The 14,097-nt window shown below is 40.7% G+C and carries 28 protein-coding genes; all 28 read right to left on the reverse strand.

Annotated elements, in window-relative coordinates; translation table 11 throughout:
• Positions 1-401: 401 nt before the first annotated feature.
• The gene (gene rplQ / locus LFUMFP_RS08810; protein WP_025083343.1) at positions 402-782 is read right to left on the reverse strand and encodes a 50S ribosomal protein L17; all 381 of its coding nucleotides are present in this window, start codon (positions 780-782) and stop codon (positions 402-404) included.
• A 26-nt stretch (positions 783-808) separates the two neighbouring features.
• Entirely contained in the window at positions 809-1,747 is a 939-nt protein-coding gene (locus LFUMFP_RS08815) for a DNA-directed RNA polymerase subunit alpha (protein WP_025083342.1), read from the reverse strand.
• A gap of 83 nt (positions 1,748-1,830) precedes the next feature.
• Positions 1,831-2,223, reverse strand: a complete 393-nt coding sequence (gene rpsK, locus LFUMFP_RS08820; RefSeq protein WP_025083341.1) for a 30S ribosomal protein S11 — start codon at positions 2,221-2,223, stop codon at positions 1,831-1,833.
• Between the two features lie 23 nt (positions 2,224-2,246).
• Entirely contained in the window at positions 2,247-2,612 is a 366-nt protein-coding gene (gene rpsM, locus LFUMFP_RS08825; RefSeq protein WP_025083340.1) for a 30S ribosomal protein S13, read from the reverse strand.
• A 29-nt stretch (positions 2,613-2,641) separates the two neighbouring features.
• Positions 2,642-2,758 carry a 50S ribosomal protein L36 gene (rpmJ, locus tag LFUMFP_RS08830; protein ID WP_025083339.1) on the reverse strand — a complete coding sequence of 39 codons (117 nt, stop codon included), beginning with the start codon at positions 2,756-2,758 and terminating at the stop codon, positions 2,642-2,644.
• Between the two features lie 35 nt (positions 2,759-2,793).
• Positions 2,794-3,012, reverse strand: a complete 219-nt coding sequence (gene infA / locus LFUMFP_RS08835; protein WP_025083338.1) for a translation initiation factor IF-1 — start codon at positions 3,010-3,012, stop codon at positions 2,794-2,796.
• Between the two features lie 188 nt (positions 3,013-3,200).
• The gene (locus LFUMFP_RS08840) at positions 3,201-3,857 is read right to left on the reverse strand and encodes an adenylate kinase (RefSeq protein ID WP_106483487.1); all 657 of its coding nucleotides are present in this window, start codon (positions 3,855-3,857) and stop codon (positions 3,201-3,203) included.
• Positions 3,858-3,911: 54 nt separating this feature from the next.
• Positions 3,912-5,207: a preprotein translocase subunit SecY gene (gene secY / locus LFUMFP_RS08845; RefSeq protein WP_025083336.1), complete on the reverse strand. Its 1,296-nt coding sequence runs from the start codon at positions 5,205-5,207 to the stop codon at positions 3,912-3,914.
• On the reverse strand, positions 5,208-5,642 hold the full coding sequence (rplO, locus tag LFUMFP_RS08850; protein ID WP_025083335.1) for a 50S ribosomal protein L15: 435 nt from the start codon (positions 5,640-5,642) through the stop codon (positions 5,208-5,210). It lies immediately after the preceding gene.
• 32 nt (positions 5,643-5,674) lie between these two features.
• Complete coding sequence (rpmD, locus tag LFUMFP_RS08855) at positions 5,675-5,860, reverse strand: 50S ribosomal protein L30 (RefSeq protein ID WP_106483488.1); 186 nt, start codon at positions 5,858-5,860, stop codon at positions 5,675-5,677.
• A 13-nt stretch (positions 5,861-5,873) separates the two neighbouring features.
• Positions 5,874-6,374, reverse strand: coding sequence for a 30S ribosomal protein S5 (rpsE, locus tag LFUMFP_RS08860; RefSeq protein WP_025083333.1), 501 nt, complete (start codon positions 6,372-6,374; stop codon positions 5,874-5,876).
• A gap of 18 nt (positions 6,375-6,392) precedes the next feature.
• On the reverse strand, positions 6,393-6,761 hold the full coding sequence (gene rplR / locus LFUMFP_RS08865; protein ID WP_035439070.1) for a 50S ribosomal protein L18: 369 nt from the start codon (positions 6,759-6,761) through the stop codon (positions 6,393-6,395).
• A gap of 31 nt (positions 6,762-6,792) precedes the next feature.
• A complete protein-coding gene (gene rplF, locus LFUMFP_RS08870; RefSeq protein WP_025083331.1) occupies positions 6,793-7,326 on the reverse strand; it encodes a 50S ribosomal protein L6 in 534 nt (177 codons plus the stop codon).
• A gap of 30 nt (positions 7,327-7,356) precedes the next feature.
• Positions 7,357-7,755, reverse strand: coding sequence for a 30S ribosomal protein S8 (rpsH, locus tag LFUMFP_RS08875; RefSeq protein WP_056950653.1), 399 nt, complete (start codon positions 7,753-7,755; stop codon positions 7,357-7,359).
• Positions 7,756-7,788: 33 nt separating this feature from the next.
• Positions 7,789-7,974 (reverse strand): type Z 30S ribosomal protein S14, encoded by a 186-nt coding sequence (locus LFUMFP_RS08880; protein WP_081779537.1) that lies wholly within the window; start codon positions 7,972-7,974, stop codon positions 7,789-7,791.
• Between the two features lie 17 nt (positions 7,975-7,991).
• Complete coding sequence (rplE, locus tag LFUMFP_RS08885) at positions 7,992-8,534, reverse strand: 50S ribosomal protein L5 (RefSeq protein ID WP_025083329.1); 543 nt, start codon at positions 8,532-8,534, stop codon at positions 7,992-7,994.
• A 28-nt stretch (positions 8,535-8,562) separates the two neighbouring features.
• Positions 8,563-8,874: a 50S ribosomal protein L24 gene (rplX, locus tag LFUMFP_RS08890; protein ID WP_025083328.1), complete on the reverse strand. Its 312-nt coding sequence runs from the start codon at positions 8,872-8,874 to the stop codon at positions 8,563-8,565.
• Positions 8,875-8,903: 29 nt separating this feature from the next.
• Entirely contained in the window at positions 8,904-9,272 is a 369-nt protein-coding gene (rplN, locus tag LFUMFP_RS08895) for a 50S ribosomal protein L14 (protein ID WP_025083327.1), read from the reverse strand.
• Between the two features lie 38 nt (positions 9,273-9,310).
• Positions 9,311-9,577 (reverse strand): 30S ribosomal protein S17, encoded by a 267-nt coding sequence (gene rpsQ, locus LFUMFP_RS08900; protein ID WP_025083326.1) that lies wholly within the window; start codon positions 9,575-9,577, stop codon positions 9,311-9,313.
• Positions 9,578-9,600: 23 nt separating this feature from the next.
• Positions 9,601-9,795: a 50S ribosomal protein L29 gene (gene rpmC, locus LFUMFP_RS08905; protein ID WP_025083325.1), complete on the reverse strand. Its 195-nt coding sequence runs from the start codon at positions 9,793-9,795 to the stop codon at positions 9,601-9,603.
• Positions 9,785-10,219, reverse strand: a complete 435-nt coding sequence (gene rplP / locus LFUMFP_RS08910) for a 50S ribosomal protein L16 (RefSeq protein WP_025083324.1) — start codon at positions 10,217-10,219, stop codon at positions 9,785-9,787. Before rplP ends, rpmC begins: the two co-directional genes overlap by 11 nt.
• 2 nt (positions 10,220-10,221) lie before the next feature.
• Complete coding sequence (rpsC, locus tag LFUMFP_RS08915; protein ID WP_025083323.1) at positions 10,222-10,881, reverse strand: 30S ribosomal protein S3; 660 nt, start codon at positions 10,879-10,881, stop codon at positions 10,222-10,224.
• A 13-nt stretch (positions 10,882-10,894) separates the two neighbouring features.
• Positions 10,895-11,248 (reverse strand): 50S ribosomal protein L22, encoded by a 354-nt coding sequence (gene rplV / locus LFUMFP_RS08920; RefSeq protein ID WP_025083322.1) that lies wholly within the window; start codon positions 11,246-11,248, stop codon positions 10,895-10,897.
• A gap of 17 nt (positions 11,249-11,265) precedes the next feature.
• Positions 11,266-11,547, reverse strand: a complete 282-nt coding sequence (gene rpsS / locus LFUMFP_RS08925; protein WP_025083321.1) for a 30S ribosomal protein S19 — start codon at positions 11,545-11,547, stop codon at positions 11,266-11,268.
• An 84-nt stretch (positions 11,548-11,631) separates the two neighbouring features.
• Positions 11,632-12,465 carry a 50S ribosomal protein L2 gene (rplB, locus tag LFUMFP_RS08930; RefSeq protein ID WP_025083320.1) on the reverse strand — a complete coding sequence of 278 codons (834 nt, stop codon included), beginning with the start codon at positions 12,463-12,465 and terminating at the stop codon, positions 11,632-11,634.
• A 41-nt stretch (positions 12,466-12,506) separates the two neighbouring features.
• Positions 12,507-12,791 carry a 50S ribosomal protein L23 gene (gene rplW, locus LFUMFP_RS08935; protein ID WP_025083319.1) on the reverse strand — a complete coding sequence of 95 codons (285 nt, stop codon included), beginning with the start codon at positions 12,789-12,791 and terminating at the stop codon, positions 12,507-12,509.
• Positions 12,791-13,414 carry a 50S ribosomal protein L4 gene (rplD, locus tag LFUMFP_RS08940; RefSeq protein WP_025083318.1) on the reverse strand — a complete coding sequence of 208 codons (624 nt, stop codon included), beginning with the start codon at positions 13,412-13,414 and terminating at the stop codon, positions 12,791-12,793. Before rplD ends, rplW begins: the two co-directional genes overlap by 1 nt.
• A gap of 23 nt (positions 13,415-13,437) precedes the next feature.
• Positions 13,438-14,070, reverse strand: coding sequence for a 50S ribosomal protein L3 (rplC, locus tag LFUMFP_RS08945; RefSeq protein ID WP_025083317.1), 633 nt, complete (start codon positions 14,068-14,070; stop codon positions 13,438-13,440).
• Positions 14,071-14,097: the final 27 nt, after the last annotated feature.

Consider the following 14,097-nt stretch of genomic DNA (forward strand, 5'->3'; position numbering starts at 1 on the left):
TAATCACTCCCTATATTGGTTGGAATTAGCTACTACCATTGTAAGTGATTGCTTTGGGCTTTTTAATTTCTGTTCGGATTAATTATAGAATTTGCCAATTTATTAAAATTTAGTTGTTAAAATTGATACTTTCCCAGAGTTTTAGAAACATACTTCTAAAACTTCTGATTTTTCGAACTTTTAGAAGTATACTGGTAAAACTTCTGAGTTGCACAAATGACATGCACAACACAAAAAACGCCTAACGCTGTTTGACCAGCATTAGACGTTTGTTTATGTAAATCATCAATCGATGAAAGTGCCGCTGACTTGCTAACGACACCTTAGGACTAGACTTGGGTTACCCCAGCATCATGACGCCCTGTCTCATCGATCAAATGATCTAAAATCATTATGTGTGATTAAACTAATTCAATAATCACCATTAATGCACCGTCACCACGACGAGGGGCTGTTTTAAGAATACGTGTGTAACCACCATTTCTTTCAGCATAACGTGGAGCAATGTCACTAAATAACTTTTGTAAAGCAGATTGTACGATTACAGCTTCTTCTTCTTCGCGAATATCAGCAATTTCGTTACGAACGAATGCTGCCGCTTGACGACGAGCGTGTAAATCACCGCGTTTACCTAAAGTGATCATTTTTTCAGTTACTTTACGAAGTTCTTTGGCGCGAGCTTCAGTCGTTACAATGCGTTCGTTGATGATTAAATCTGTTGTCAATGAACGTAACATTGCTTTACGATGAGCGCTGTCGCGACCTAATTTACGATAACCCATGAATGGAGTCCCTCCTTCTTACTAGTTTATTCTTCAGTACGTAAGCCCAAGCCAAGATCAAATAATTTGTTCTTAACTTCTTCTAAAGACTTACGGCCAAGGTTTCTAACTTTCATCATATCTGCTTCTGATTTGTCAGTTAACTCTTGAACAGTGTTGATCCCAGCGCGTTTCAAACAGTTGTATGAACGAACAGAAAGATCTAACTCTTCAATTGTCATTTCAAGCATTTTTTCTTTATGCGTCTCTTCTTTTTCGACCATGATTTCAGCATTTTTCGCTTCATCAGTCAGGTCAACAAAGATCGCCAAATGCTCTGTCATAATCTTCGCAGCTAAGCTAATAGCTTCTCTAGGACTGATGGAACCATTAGTCCAAACATCAAGTGTTAACTTGTCGAAATCGTTGCGACGACCAACACGTGTACTTTCTACTTGATAGTTAACACGACTGATTGGGGTATAAATTGAGTCGATTGGCAAAACACCAATTGGCATATCGTCTGATTTGTTTTGATCAGCAGCAACATAGCCACGGCCTTTTTTAACTGTCATCCGCACGTGGAAATTGCCGCCTTCAGCTACTGTACAAATATATTGATCAGTATTTAAGACTTCAACGTCGTCATCAGCTACGATATCAGCAGCAGTTACTGTTGCTGGTCCCTTAACATCGATTTCGATTGTTTTGTCTTCTTCAACATGCAATTTAAGTGCTAATTTTTTGACATTCAAAATGATTTGCGTAACGTCTTCTAAGACGCCATCAATTGTTGAGAATTCATGCAAAACGCCATCAATTTGAATGTCTGTGACAGCAGTACCTGGTAATGATGCTAAAAGAATACGACGTAAAGAGTTACCTAAAGTCGTACCGTATCCACGTTCAAGTGGTTCAACAACGAACTTACCGTAGTTAGTACTTTCATCAACCTTTGTAATGTTTGGTTTTTCAAATTCGATCATTCTTATCTTTTACCCCTTTCAAAACGAGAAGTGTTTATACGTGAACACGTTTCAGTTTGTCTCAAAATGAAGCGTAGCCCAGACTAAACACGACGGCGTTTTGGAGGACGAGATCCATTATGAGGAACTGGCGTTACGTCGCGAATAGCAGTAACATCTAAACCAGTTGCTTGTAATGAGCGAATTGCAGCTTCACGGCCTGAACCAGGTCCTTTAACAGCAACTTCAACAGCTTTCATGCCATGTTCCATCGCTTCTTTACCAGCAGCTTCTGCAGCCATTTGAGCAGCAAAAGGTGTTGACTTACGACTACCTTTAAAGCCCAATGAACCAGCAGACGCCCATGCAATCGCATTGCCTTGAGGATCAGTGATCATTACAAGGGTGTTATTGAATGTTGAATGAATATGTGCCACACCGGCTTCGATATTTTTCTTTACACGACGCTTACGTGGTGCATTTTTCTTGTTTGCCATAAATTATAACCTCCTTTTACTGATTATTTCTTCTTACCTGCGATTGAAACTTTTTTGCCCTTACGAGTACGAGCATTGTTTTTCGTGTTTTGTCCACGAACTGGTAAACCACGACGATGACGCATGCCACGATAAGAACCAATTTCTTGTAGACGTTTGATGTTTAGGCTTACTTCACGACGAAGATCGCCTTCAACTTTAACGTTATCAACTGCTTTACGGATCTTGTCTTCTTGATCCGGCGTTAAGTCGCGAGTCCGAACGTCAGTTGCGACGCCAGCTTCAGCTAAGACTTTAACGGCAGTCGTATTTCCGATACCGAAAACATATGTTAAAGCAATCACAATTTGTTTATCACGTGGTAAATCCACACCTGCGATACGAGCCATTCTTGCACCTCCTGTTAATTAATTAGTTATTAACCTTGACGTTGTTTATGTTTTGGATTAGCTGCGCAGATAATCATGACGCGGCCTTTTCGTTTGACAACTTTACAATGTTCACACATTGGTTTTACTGATGGTCTTACTTTCATATCGACTAACCTCCTTGATATGATCGTTACGTAGGCTATTTAAAGCGATACGTAATACGTCCCTTAGTCAAATCATAAGGTGACAATTCAACGGTCACACGATCACCGGGCAAAATACGGATATAATTCTTCCGAATCTTACCAGACACGTGGGCCAAAATGATTGCACCATTTTCAAGTTCTACTTTAAACATTGCATTTGGTAAAGTATCAGTTACTTTACCTTCAATTTCAATGACGTCATCTTTTGCCACGCAAAAGTACCCCCTTGTGGTTATGAAAATTCATACAGAAAAATGGTGAGAGCTCTCCGCACTCACCGCTAGTGTCATACCGAGATATTATATCACAAGTATTTAGTTTTTAAAAGCACTGAACATTAGTCATTAACCCCAGTCAGGCTTTTACGTGAAATGACCTAAAAGATCACTTGAGTTGATGACTAGTCTTTAATGGTATCAAGTACTTTTTTAACGGCAGCAAACACGTCATCAATTTCTTGATTACCGTCTACCGTATAAAGCAAGTTCCGTTCAGCGTAAAAATCAAGTAAAGGTGTATTCATTTCAATATTGACCTTCAATCGATTTTTAACTGTTTCCGGTTTATCGTCTTCTCGTTGGAAGAAGTCTTGACCGCCGCAACGATCACAAGTGCCTTCCACCTTAGTTGGATTGTAAAGCTTATGGTACGTTGCACCACAAGAACTACAGATAAAGCGACCAGATAAACGATCAGCTAAGATTTTAGGATCAACATCAATGTTAATCACGCCATCTAAAGGCTTATTCAATTTATCAGTAATGGTTGCTAAAGCTTCCGCCTGAGCGAGATTCCGAGGGAAACCATCTAAAAGGTAACCGACTTTAGTATCTGGTTGTCCAAGACGTTCCTCGACGATTCCGTTAGTGACTTCATCTGGTACCAATGCTCCTTGATCCATATAGGCCTTAGCTTTGTCGCCAAGTTCAGTATGGTCGGCCATAGCAGCCCGGAACATATCCCCAGTTGAAATATGTGGAATGTGATAAGCGTCAACAATCTTTTCAGCTTGTGTTCCCTTACCAGCGCCTGGAAGTCCCATTAACATGAGATTCATGTCTTTGCCTCCTAAGTTAAAAACAAGGATTCAATACTTTTAAACGATAATTGCTTATCGAATAAATCCAACGTACTTGCGTTTCATGAGTAACCCTTCGAGTTGGCGAGTACTTTCCAGCGCCACACCAACAACGATTAGTAAACTAGTCCCACCTAAACCGATTGATTGAGGTAGACCACCGAGGTTTGCTGCTAGTTGTGGTAATAATGCAATTACCCCAAGGAACAACGCGCCGACGGTCGAAAGACGCATCAATACGCCAGAAAGATATTTCTCGGTACCTTTACCCGGCCAAACACCTGGGATATAACTCCCTTGTTTGGTCAAGTTCTCTGCGACTTTTTCAGGATTAACCTGAACAAACGCATAGAAGAAGGTAAAGAGAACAATGAGCACCGTATAAACAATTGAACCAGTCATGGTTTGCATACTGAAGATATTGGATAAGACTTGGAACCAAGTATCTTCACTGTGGCTTGCCTGAAAGGCCATCAAAATTGTTTGGGGTGTCATAATAAATGAACTTGCAAAGATAACGGGAATCACACCAGCAACATTGACCTTTAGTGGTAGGTAACTATTTTCACCTGCACCAGCTTCACGACGTGTATATTGAATTGGAATTTTACGGTTCGCTTGTTGAACCCACGTGACGAAGATGACGATTGCGATTACCGCAACGATCAAGACGACCACGAATAAAATACCTTTCCACATATCAGCCGCTTTAGCATTTAAGATATGTTCTTGGACGATTTGTTTCAAGCCACTTGGTAGACGTGCAATAATCCCTGCAAAGATGATCATTGACACCCCATTACCAAGTCCCTTGTCCGTAATCTGTTCACCCAACCAAGTAATCAACATCGTCCCACCCGTTAAGATGATCCCGATACTGACGAAGGTCTTAATACTAGGATCTTTCACCAAGCCCATTTGACTTAATGAGTTAAACCCAGCAGTAATCCCAATCGATTGGATAAACGACAAGATGATGGTTAAGTAGCGGGTCACTTGATTCAGTTTCCGACGACCAACTTCACCTTGTTTGCTCCATTCAACAAATTTAGGCACAATGTCCATTTGCAATAATTGAATCACAATTTGGGCCGTGATGAAAGGCGAAACACCCATCGAGAAGATGGAATAGTTTGCCAGGCCACCACCACTAACAGTATCAAGCAATGGGATCAAACCAGTTGCGCCCACCTTAGTCAATGCGGCAGCATTAACACCTGGTACTGTAATTTGTGCACCTAAACGATAAACAATCAAAACGCCCAAAGTGAACAAAATCTTACTACGGATTTCCTTGACTTTAAATGCGTTTCTTAATGTGTTTAGCAATTAAATCACCTCAATTGAACCGCCAGCAGCTTCTACAGCAGCTTTTGCAGCTTCAGAATACTTGCTTACCTTAATGTTCAATTTTTTGTTTAATTCGCCATTCGCTAATAGCTTAACGCCTGATAATTCTTTTTTGATCACGCCAGCTTCGATTAAGATCACTGGTGTAATTTCTGTACCGTCTTCAAAACGATTTAAATCGTTTAAGTTAACAACAGCATATTCCTTACGGTTGATGTTGTTGAACCCGCGTTTAGGCATACGACGGAATAAAGGCATTTGTCCACCTTCAAAACCTAAGCGTACCTTACTACGAGCCTTTTGGCCTTTTTGTCCACGTCCAGATGTCTTACCAGTACCTGATGATGTACCACGACCGACACGTTTACGAACGTCACGAGCACCCTCGTTTGGTTTCATTTCATGTAACTTCATGTGTGCGCACCTCCTTGCAAGTTATGTTGAAATTAATCTTTAATTTCTTCGACTGTTACTAAATGTGCGAGTTTAAAAATCACACCGTGAGTTGCAGCATCATCTGGTTTGATTACAGAACTATTCACTCGGTTTAAGCCAAATTCTTTGACCATTTTACGTTGTTCTGGAAGACGATGAGCAGCACTTTTTCTTAAAGTAATCTTTAATTGAGCCATGTTCAATATCCTCCTAGTTTTGTAAGCTTTCAACAGATATGTTACGTAATTCTGCAAATTGTTCAGCAGTCTTCATACGAGTTAAACCGTCAATTGTGGCACGAATAACGTTGATAGCAGTTTTGCTACCTAATGTTTTACTTGTCACATCATCGACTCCTGCTAATTCCATGACGGCACGAACAGCACCACCAGCTGCGATACCAGAACCTTCAACGGCTGGTTTTAACAAGACACGACCAGCGCCAAAGTGACCGATAACTTCATGAGGTAATGTTGTCCCAACTTTAGGAACGCTGATAAGATTCTTTTTAGCATCTTCAACAGCTTTACGAATAGCTTCGGGAACTTCTTGAGCTTTACCAGTCCCAAAACCAACGTGACCGTCTTTATCACCAACGATTACAATAGCTGCGAAACGTAGACGACGTCCACCTTTAACAACTTTTGTAACACGGTTGATTGATACAACGCGATCTTCTAAATCTAAATGAGTTGGATCAATGTAAGTCATAAATGGTTTTCCTCCTTATTAGAATTCTAGTCCGTTTTCACGAGCAGCATTAGCTAATGCTTCGATGCGGCCGTGATATAGGTAACCGCCACGATCAAAGACAACCACTTTGTGGCCAGCTTTAACTGCACGTTGTGCAACTAAAGTACCAACTTGGGTAGCTTGTTCGCTTTTAGTTCCTTCTGCTTTTACTTCTTTATCTAATGTTGAGGCACTTGCTAGCGTCACACCCGCTACGTCATCAATTAATTGAGCGTAGATGTTTTTGTTAGAACGGAACACGTTCAAGCGTGGGCAGTCAGCAGTACCAGAGATCTTGCCGCGAACGCGCGTATGGCGTTTTTGACGAGTCTTATTCTTGTCTGGTTTAGTAATCACAATTTTCACCTCTTAAGTATATTTAGCAACTTACGCTGCTTTATTTACCAGTTTTACCTTCTTTACGGCGGACAATTTCGTCTGTATAACGAATACCCTTGCCTTTATAAGGTTCTGGAGGACGAACATCACGAATAATAGCTGCGAATTGGCCAACTTGTTGTTTGCTAATACCGCTAATAATGATCTTCGTATTCGCTGGGACTTCAATGTTAACACCTTCTGGTGCTTCCATTTCTACTGGATGAGAGTAGCCAACGTTTAATACTAATGTCTTACCTTTTAATTGGGTACGGTAACCAACACCGATTAGATCCAATGTCTTGCTGAAACCTTCTGTAACACCCAAAATCATGTTGTTTAAGTTAGCGCGCATAGTGCCGTGCATTGCACGATCGCTATCTTTGCTACGTGTAAAGTTGATAAGGTTGCCTTCTTCGTGCATTTCAATGATTGGATTGAAATGACGTGTTAGTTCACCTTTAGGACCCTTAACTGTGATGTTGTTTTCACTGTCTTTAGTAACAGTAACACCAGCTGGGACTTCGATTACTTTTAATCCGATACGACTCACGTTACGACACCTCCTTGTTTTAAAGTTTGATTACCATACGTATGCGAGAACTTCGCCGCCGGCAGCTTTTTCGCGAGCTTCTTTGTCTGTTACGACGCCGTTGCTTGTTGAAATAATAGCAATGCCTAAACCGTTCAATACCTTAGGTACTTCGGTAGCTTTGACATAGTTACGTAAGCCAGGTTTTGAGATACGTTTCAAACCAGAGATAACACGTTCGTTATTCTTACCATACTTCAAGAATACACGGATGATACCTTGTTTGTCGTCTTCAATGACTTCGTAGTCGCGAATGAAACCTTCGCGTTTTAAAATTTCAGAAATTTCTTTCTTCATGCGTGAAGCAGGTACTTCTAAAGACTCATGCCGTACCATGTTAGCGTTACGGATACGAGTTAGATAGTCTGCGATTGGATCTGTCATGACCATGTGGAATTAACCTCCTTTATTGAATCTTTATGATTACCAGCTTGCTTTTTTCATGCCTGGAATTTGGCCCTTATGAGCTAATTCACGGAGGCAAATCCGGCAAAGCTTAAACTTACGATAAACTGAATGTGGTCGTCCACATTGTTCGCAACGAGTATATTCTTGTGTTGAAAATTTTGCTGGACGATGATTCTTAACAACTAAAGATTTTTTAGCCAAGAAATTGACCTCCCTTATTATTTTTTGAATGGCATGCCGAATTGTGTTAACAATTCGCGTGCTTCTTCATCAGTGTTTGAAGTTGTTACAATAACAACATCCAAACCACGAACGCGATCTACCTTATCATAATCGATTTCAGGGAAGATCAATTGTTCGCGTACACCTAATGTATAATTACCGCGACCATCAAATGATTTTGCGCTAACACCGTGAAAATCACGAACACGAGGTAAAGATACGTTAACTAATTTATCTAAGAAATCGTACATTCTTTCGCCACGTAATGTAACTTTGGCGCCGATTGGCATACCTTCACGTAAACGGAAGCCGGCGATTGATTTTTTAGCTTTAGTGATTAAAGGTTTTTGACCTGCAATCAAAGCTAATTCTTCAACAGCCTTGTCTAAGTTCTTAGCGTTAGAAACGGCATCACCAACACCCATGTTAAGTACGATCTTTTCGATCTTAGGTACTTGCATGCTTGAAGTGTAATTAAACTTTTCAATTAATGCTGGTGTCATTTCTTTAACATATTTTTCTTTTAAACGGTTAGTCATGTAAAAAGTGCCTCCTTTCCCCAAAAGATTATTTATCGATTGATTCTCCAGTTTTCTTTGACACGCGTACTTTTTTACCATCAATTACTTTAAAGCCAACACGAGTTGCTTCGTTAGTAGATGGATCAATTAGCATAACGTTTGACACGTTGATGCTAGCCGCTGTATCAACAATCCCACCATTAGGATTTTGAGCATTTGGCTTAACGTGCTTTTTAACGGTATTGATACCTTCAACAATAACACGGCCATCTTTAGGCATTGCTTTGATGATGGTACCTTCTTTACCTTTATCTTTACCGCTGATTACTTTTACTTTATCACCAGTTTTAACAAACATGATATACGCACCTCCTTTGTAGTCTGCAATTATAGAACTTCAGGCGCTAGGGAAACGATCTTCATGAAATCATTGTCACGTAATTCACGTGCAACTGGTCCAAAGATACGTGTTCCTTTAGGAGTCTTATCATCATTGATGATAACAGCAGCGTTTTCGTCGAACTTGATGTAAGAACCGTCTACACGACGAGCCCCTGACTTAGTACGAACGATAACAGCCTTGACAACTTCACCTTTTTTGACAACGCCACCTGGTGTTGCTTGTTTAATTGTTGCGACGATAACATCACCGATATTGGCAGTCTTACGACCTGAACCACCCAAAACTTTAATGGTTAAAATTTCACGGGCACCGGAGTTATCAGCAACTCTAAGACGACTTTCTGTTTGAATCACTATAGGTCCTCCTTCCGTCACTTAGTTTAAGTAACGATTTAGATAATAACTGCTTTTTCAACGACATCTAATAAACGGAACCGTTTTGTACGAGATAACGGACGAGTTTCCATGATACGTACGACATCGCCTACTTTTGCTTCGTTGTTGTCATCTTGTGCATAATATTTTTTAGAATACTTAACACGTTTCCCGTAAGTAGGATGTGTCTTATAAGTTTCTACCACGACAGTAATTGTTTTTTCCATTTTGTCAGAAATAACACGGCCTTGGTACACTTTACGATGGTTACGACTTTCGCTCAAAGTAAATAGCTCCTTTCCATTTATTATTTGTTAAGTTCTTGTTGACGTAAAACAGTTTTGATACGAGCAATGTTCTGACGAACTTGCTTTAAGCGTGCGGTATTTTCTAATTGACCGGTAGCTTGTTGGAAACGAAGATTGAACAATTCTTCTTTATAAGCTTGTTCTTTCTTAAGCATTTCAGCAGTGGTTAATTCACTGATTTCATTAGCCTTCATTAGATTCGCCACCTACTTCCTCACGTTTTACGATCTTAGTTTTAACTGGCAATTTGTGTGAGGCAAGACGTAATGCTTCGCGAGCTACTTCTTCAGAAACGCCACCGATTTCAAACATGATTTTTTCACGTTTTACAACGGCAACCCAACCTGCAGGAGCACCTTTACCTGAACCCATCCGAACGCCGACACCTTTTGCAGTGTATGATTTATGAGGGAAAATTTTGATCCATACTTTCCCACCACGTTTCATGTAACGAGTCATAGCAACACGGGCAGCTTCAATTTGACGGTTGGTAATCCAACTTGATTCCAAAGCTTGTAGACCGTATTCGCCAAAAGTGACTTCTTTGCCACCTTTAGCAGCACCGCGCATCTTCCCACGGAATTCGCGACGATGTTTTACACGTTTAGGTACTAACATGTTTATTTCCCTCCTTTCGTATTGTTATTAGCTTTAGCGGGTAAAATTTCGCCCCGATAAATCCAAGTCTTAACTCCTAATTTACCGTAAGTCGTCATAGCTTCGTCCCATGAATAGTCGATATCAGCACGTAACGTATGCAAAGGAACAGTTCCTTGAGCATGTGTTTCAATACGTGACATATCTGCACCGTTCAAACGACCAGCGACTTGAGTTTTGATACCTTTAGCGCCAGAACGCATAGTGCGTTGCATAGCTTGGCGTTGTGCACGACGGAAAGCAACACGTGCTTCCAATTGACGAGCAATACTTTCGCCGACTAAGTGAGCATCTAAATCAGGTTTCTTGATTTCCACAATGTTGATGTGTACTTTCTTGCCTGTTAAGTTATTTAGTTCTTTACGTAGATTTTCTACTTCAGAACCGCCTTTACCGATTACCATACCAGGTTTAGCAGTATGGATTGAAACGTTGACGCGATTTGCAGCGCGTTCCGTTTCAATGGTAGAGACGGAAGCGTCAGCTAGTTTAGTGTTAATATATTTACGAATCTTAAGATCTTCATGTAAAAATGTTGCAAAATCTTTTTCTGCATACCATTTAGCGTCCCAATCACGGATTACGCCGACACGAAAACCGGTTGGATTAATTTTTTGACCCACGCGATATCCCTCCTTATGCTTCTTTTTCTGATACAACTACAGTGATGTGACTTGTACGTTTGTTGATTGGTGATGCTGAGCCTTTAGCGCGAGGACGAAAACGTTTCAATGTTGGTCCTTCGTTTGCATAAGCTTCAGTAACAACCAAGTTTTCTGCATCTAAGTCGTAATTATGTTCTGCGTTAGCGATTGCTGACTTCAAAACTTTAATCACAACTGGAGAAGCAGCTCTTGGTGTAAATTCTAAAATTGCAATTGCTTCTGCAACATTCTTACCGCGAATCAAGTCCATAACCATCCGTACTTTACGGGCAGCCATACGAACTGACTTGGCGCTAGCTGTTGCACTAGTAATTTGATCTGCCATTGGATTCATCCTCCTTTCTAGCGTGCTGTTGTTTTCTTATCGTCTGTACCATGACCATGGAAAGTTCTTGTTGGTACGAATTCGCCTAATTTATGGCCTACCATATCGTCTGAGATGAAAACTGGGACGTGTTTCCGTCCATCATATACAGCGATTGTGTAGCCAATAAAGCTAGGGAAAATTGTCGAGCGACGAGACCAAGTCTTGATGACTTGTTTCTTTTCGCTATCAGCTTGTGCTTCGACTTTTTTCATCAAATGCGCATCAGCGAAAGGGCCTTTTTTCAAACTACGACTCATTATGAAACCTCCTTCGAATAAAAAGTACGATAGACTTATCTGATTTAAGCCGCTTGGGCTTTCGATAAGTTCAATTTAAATTGATTATCTTGATTTACGATGACGAATAATAAGTTTCTCTGAACGAGCCTTACTACTACGAGTTTTCTTACCAAGCGTCTTCTTACCCCATGGAGACATAGGAGAAGGACGTCCGATTGGTGCTTTACCTTCACCACCACCATGAGGATGATCGTTAGGATTCATTACAGACCCACGAACTGTAGGACGGATACCCATCCAACGTTTACGGCCGGCTTTACCAATTTTGATCAATTCATGTTGGCCATTACCAACAGTACCGATTGTAGCGCGACAAGTAACAAGGATCATACGAGTTTCGCCTGAAGTCAAACGTACAATTGCATATTTGCCTTCTTTACCAAGTAATTGAGCTGATGTACCAGCTGAACGAACCAATTGGCCGCCTTTACCAGGTTTCAATTCGATATTGTGGATAAGTGTCCCATCAGGAATGTTAGATAATGGCAATGCATTACCAACTTTAATATCAGCATCCACACCAGATTCAACGATCATGCCTACTTCAAGGCCTTTAGGGGCGATGATGTATGCTTTGATACCATCTGGGTATTGGATCAATGCGATATTTGATGTACGGTTTGGATCGTATTCGATTGACTTAACAGTCGCTTTGATACCATCTTTAATCCGTTTGAAGTCGATAACACGATATTTTTGTTTATGACCACCGCCACGATGACGTACGGTGATATGACCGTGCGCATTACGACCAGCAGTATGGCTTTGGGATTCCAACAACGTCTTTTCAGGGGTTGTCTTAGTAATCTCAGCAAAATCTGAGCTGGTCATGTTACGACGACCGTTTGTGGTTGGTTTGTACTTAATAATTCCCACGTGTGTTCCCTCCTATAATTATTACTTTAATTTAATGTTGATTAATCTTCGAAAATCTTGATTTCTTTTGAATCAGCAGTTAAGGCAACGATTGCTTTACGGCGTTTTTTAGTATAGCCAGAATAGCGACCTTGACGTTTTAACTTACCGCGAACATTCATGATGTTCACGTTTTTAACTGATACACCAAAGATTTCTTCGATTGCGTAACGTACTTGTGTCTTGTTAGCATGTACATTAACATCAAACGTGTATTTCTTGTCGTCCATAGCAGCCATTGAAGCTTCAGTAACTACTGGGCGTAAAATAACATCGCGTGCTTCCATTATCCAAGCACCTCCTCAATCTTAGAAAGAGCAGCTTGAGTTAGGATTAATTTTTGGTTGCCAACAACGTCTAATACGTTGATACCTTCAGCGGGAACAACTGTTACGTTAGGTAAGTTGCGTGCTGATAGGGCAGCAAAATCATTGCCTTCTTCAAGAACTACTAATGCTTTAGTATTAACGTCTAATTTGTTAAGTACTTCTGCGAATTCTTTAGTCTTAGGTGCATCAAAGTTGAATGCATCAACAACGACTAAATCATTATCGATAACCTTTTGTGAAAGTACTGACTTGATAGCAAGACGACGTACTTTACGAGGTAATTTGTAACTGTATGAACGAGGAGTAGGTCCGAAGACGATACCACCGCCACGCCATTGTGGTGAACGGATTGAGCCTTGACGAGCACGACCAGTACCCTTTTGACGCCAAGGTTTACGACCACCACCGCGAACTGCAGAACGGTTCTTAACGGCATGTGTTCCTTGTCTTAATGAAGCACGTTGCATGATGATTGCATCAAACACAACGTTTTCGTTAGGTTCGATAGCCCAGATAGTGTCGTTTAATTCGACGCTTCCGTTTTGGCTACCATCTTGTTTAAATAATGTTACGTTTGCCATTGGTTAAATCCTCCCTTCTCGAATTATTTGTTAGCTTTAACAGCTGTTTTAATTGTAATCAATGAGTTTTTAGCACCTGGCACGTTACCCTTAACAAGGATAACGTTCTTTTCAACATCTGTGCCAACAACTAATAAGTTTTGAACAGTCCGTTGATGGTTACCCATGCGACCTGGTAATAGTTTGCCCTTAAACACACGGTTAATAACGGCACCCATTGAACCAGGACGACGGTGAAAACGAGAACCATGACTCATAGGGCCACGAGATTGTCCGTCTTTCTTAATGTTACCTTGGAAACCATGACCTTTCGTTACACCAGTTGCGTCTACGACGTCGCCGGCTGCGAAAGTATCAACTTTGATTTCTGTTCCTACTTCGTACTCTCCTAGTGCAACATCTCTGAATTCTCGAATGAAGCGCTTAGGAGTAGTATTTGCTTTTGCTACATGACCTTTAGCAGGTTTGTTTGACAAGACTTCACGTTTATCTTGATAACCGACTTGGATGGCTTCATAGCCGTCTGTTTCGTTAGTCTTAACTTGTAAGACAACGTTCGGTGTTGCTTCGATAACTGTTACGGGAACAAGTTCACCGTTTTCGTTAAAAACTTGTGTCATACCTACTTTTTTACCTAAGATTCCTTTTGTGGTCATGGTAACACCTCCAATTTTTTGATTTAG

This window comes from Latilactobacillus fuchuensis (genome assembly GCF_900258455.1).
Lineage (GTDB): Bacteria > Bacillota > Bacilli > Lactobacillales > Lactobacillaceae > Latilactobacillus > Latilactobacillus fuchuensis.

Bases quoted from the DNA above. Each gene is read 5' to 3' on its own strand.
- rplQ (WP_025083343.1), bottom strand. From the start codon at position 782: ATGGGTTATCGTAAATTAGGTCGCGACAGCGCTCATCGTAAAGCAATG.
- rpsS (WP_025083321.1), bottom strand. From the start codon at position 11,547: ATGAGTCGTAGTTTGAAAAAAGGCCCTTTCGCTGATGCGCATTTGATG.
- rplD (WP_025083318.1), bottom strand. From the start codon at position 13,414: ATGGCAAACGTAACATTATTTAAACAAGATGGTAGCCAAAACGGAAGC.
- rpmC (WP_025083325.1), bottom strand. From the start codon at position 9,795: ATGAAGGCTAATGAAATCAGTGAATTAACCACTGCTGAAATGCTTAAG.
- rpsH (WP_056950653.1), bottom strand. From the start codon at position 7,755: ATGGTCATGACAGATCCAATCGCAGACTATCTAACTCGTATCCGTAAC.
- rplE (WP_025083329.1), bottom strand. From the start codon at position 8,534: ATGACTAACCGTTTAAAAGAAAAATATGTTAAAGAAATGACACCAGCA.
- rplX (WP_025083328.1), bottom strand. From the start codon at position 8,874: ATGTTTGTTAAAACTGGTGATAAAGTAAAAGTAATCAGCGGTAAAGAT.
- rpmJ (WP_025083339.1), bottom strand. From the start codon at position 2,758: ATGAAAGTAAGACCATCAGTAAAACCAATGTGTGAACATTGTAAAGTT.
- rplO (WP_025083335.1), bottom strand. From the start codon at position 5,642: ATGAAGTTACATGAAATGAAACCAAACGAGGGTGCTCGTGACGTTCGT.
- rpsM (WP_025083340.1), bottom strand. From the start codon at position 2,612: ATGGCTCGTATCGCAGGTGTGGATTTACCACGTGATAAACAAATTGTG.
- rpsE (WP_025083333.1), bottom strand. From the start codon at position 6,374: ATGACTTACATTGATCCAACTCATTTAGATTTAGAAGATCGCGTTGTA.
- LFUMFP_RS08840 (WP_106483487.1), bottom strand. From the start codon at position 3,857: ATGAATCTCATGTTAATGGGACTTCCAGGCGCTGGTAAGGGAACACAA.
- rpsK (WP_025083341.1), bottom strand. From the start codon at position 2,223: ATGGCAAACAAGAAAAATGCACCACGTAAGCGTCGTGTAAAGAAAAAT.
- rplP (WP_025083324.1), bottom strand. From the start codon at position 10,219: ATGTTAGTACCTAAACGTGTAAAACATCGTCGCGAATTCCGTGGGAAG.
- rplV (WP_025083322.1), bottom strand. From the start codon at position 11,248: ATGGCAGATCAAATTACTAGTGCAACAGCTAGCGCCAAGTCAGTTCGT.
- rplW (WP_025083319.1), bottom strand. From the start codon at position 12,791: ATGGAAGCACGCGATGTTATTTTACGCCCAGTAGTTACTGAAGCTTCA.
- rplC (WP_025083317.1), bottom strand. From the start codon at position 14,070: ATGACCACAAAAGGAATCTTAGGTAAAAAAGTAGGTATGACACAAGTT.
- rpmD (WP_106483488.1), bottom strand. From the start codon at position 5,860: ATGGCTCAATTAAAGATTACTTTAAGAAAAAGTGCTGCTCATCGTCTT.
- LFUMFP_RS08815 (WP_025083342.1), bottom strand. From the start codon at position 1,747: ATGATCGAATTTGAAAAACCAAACATTACAAAGGTTGATGAAAGTACT.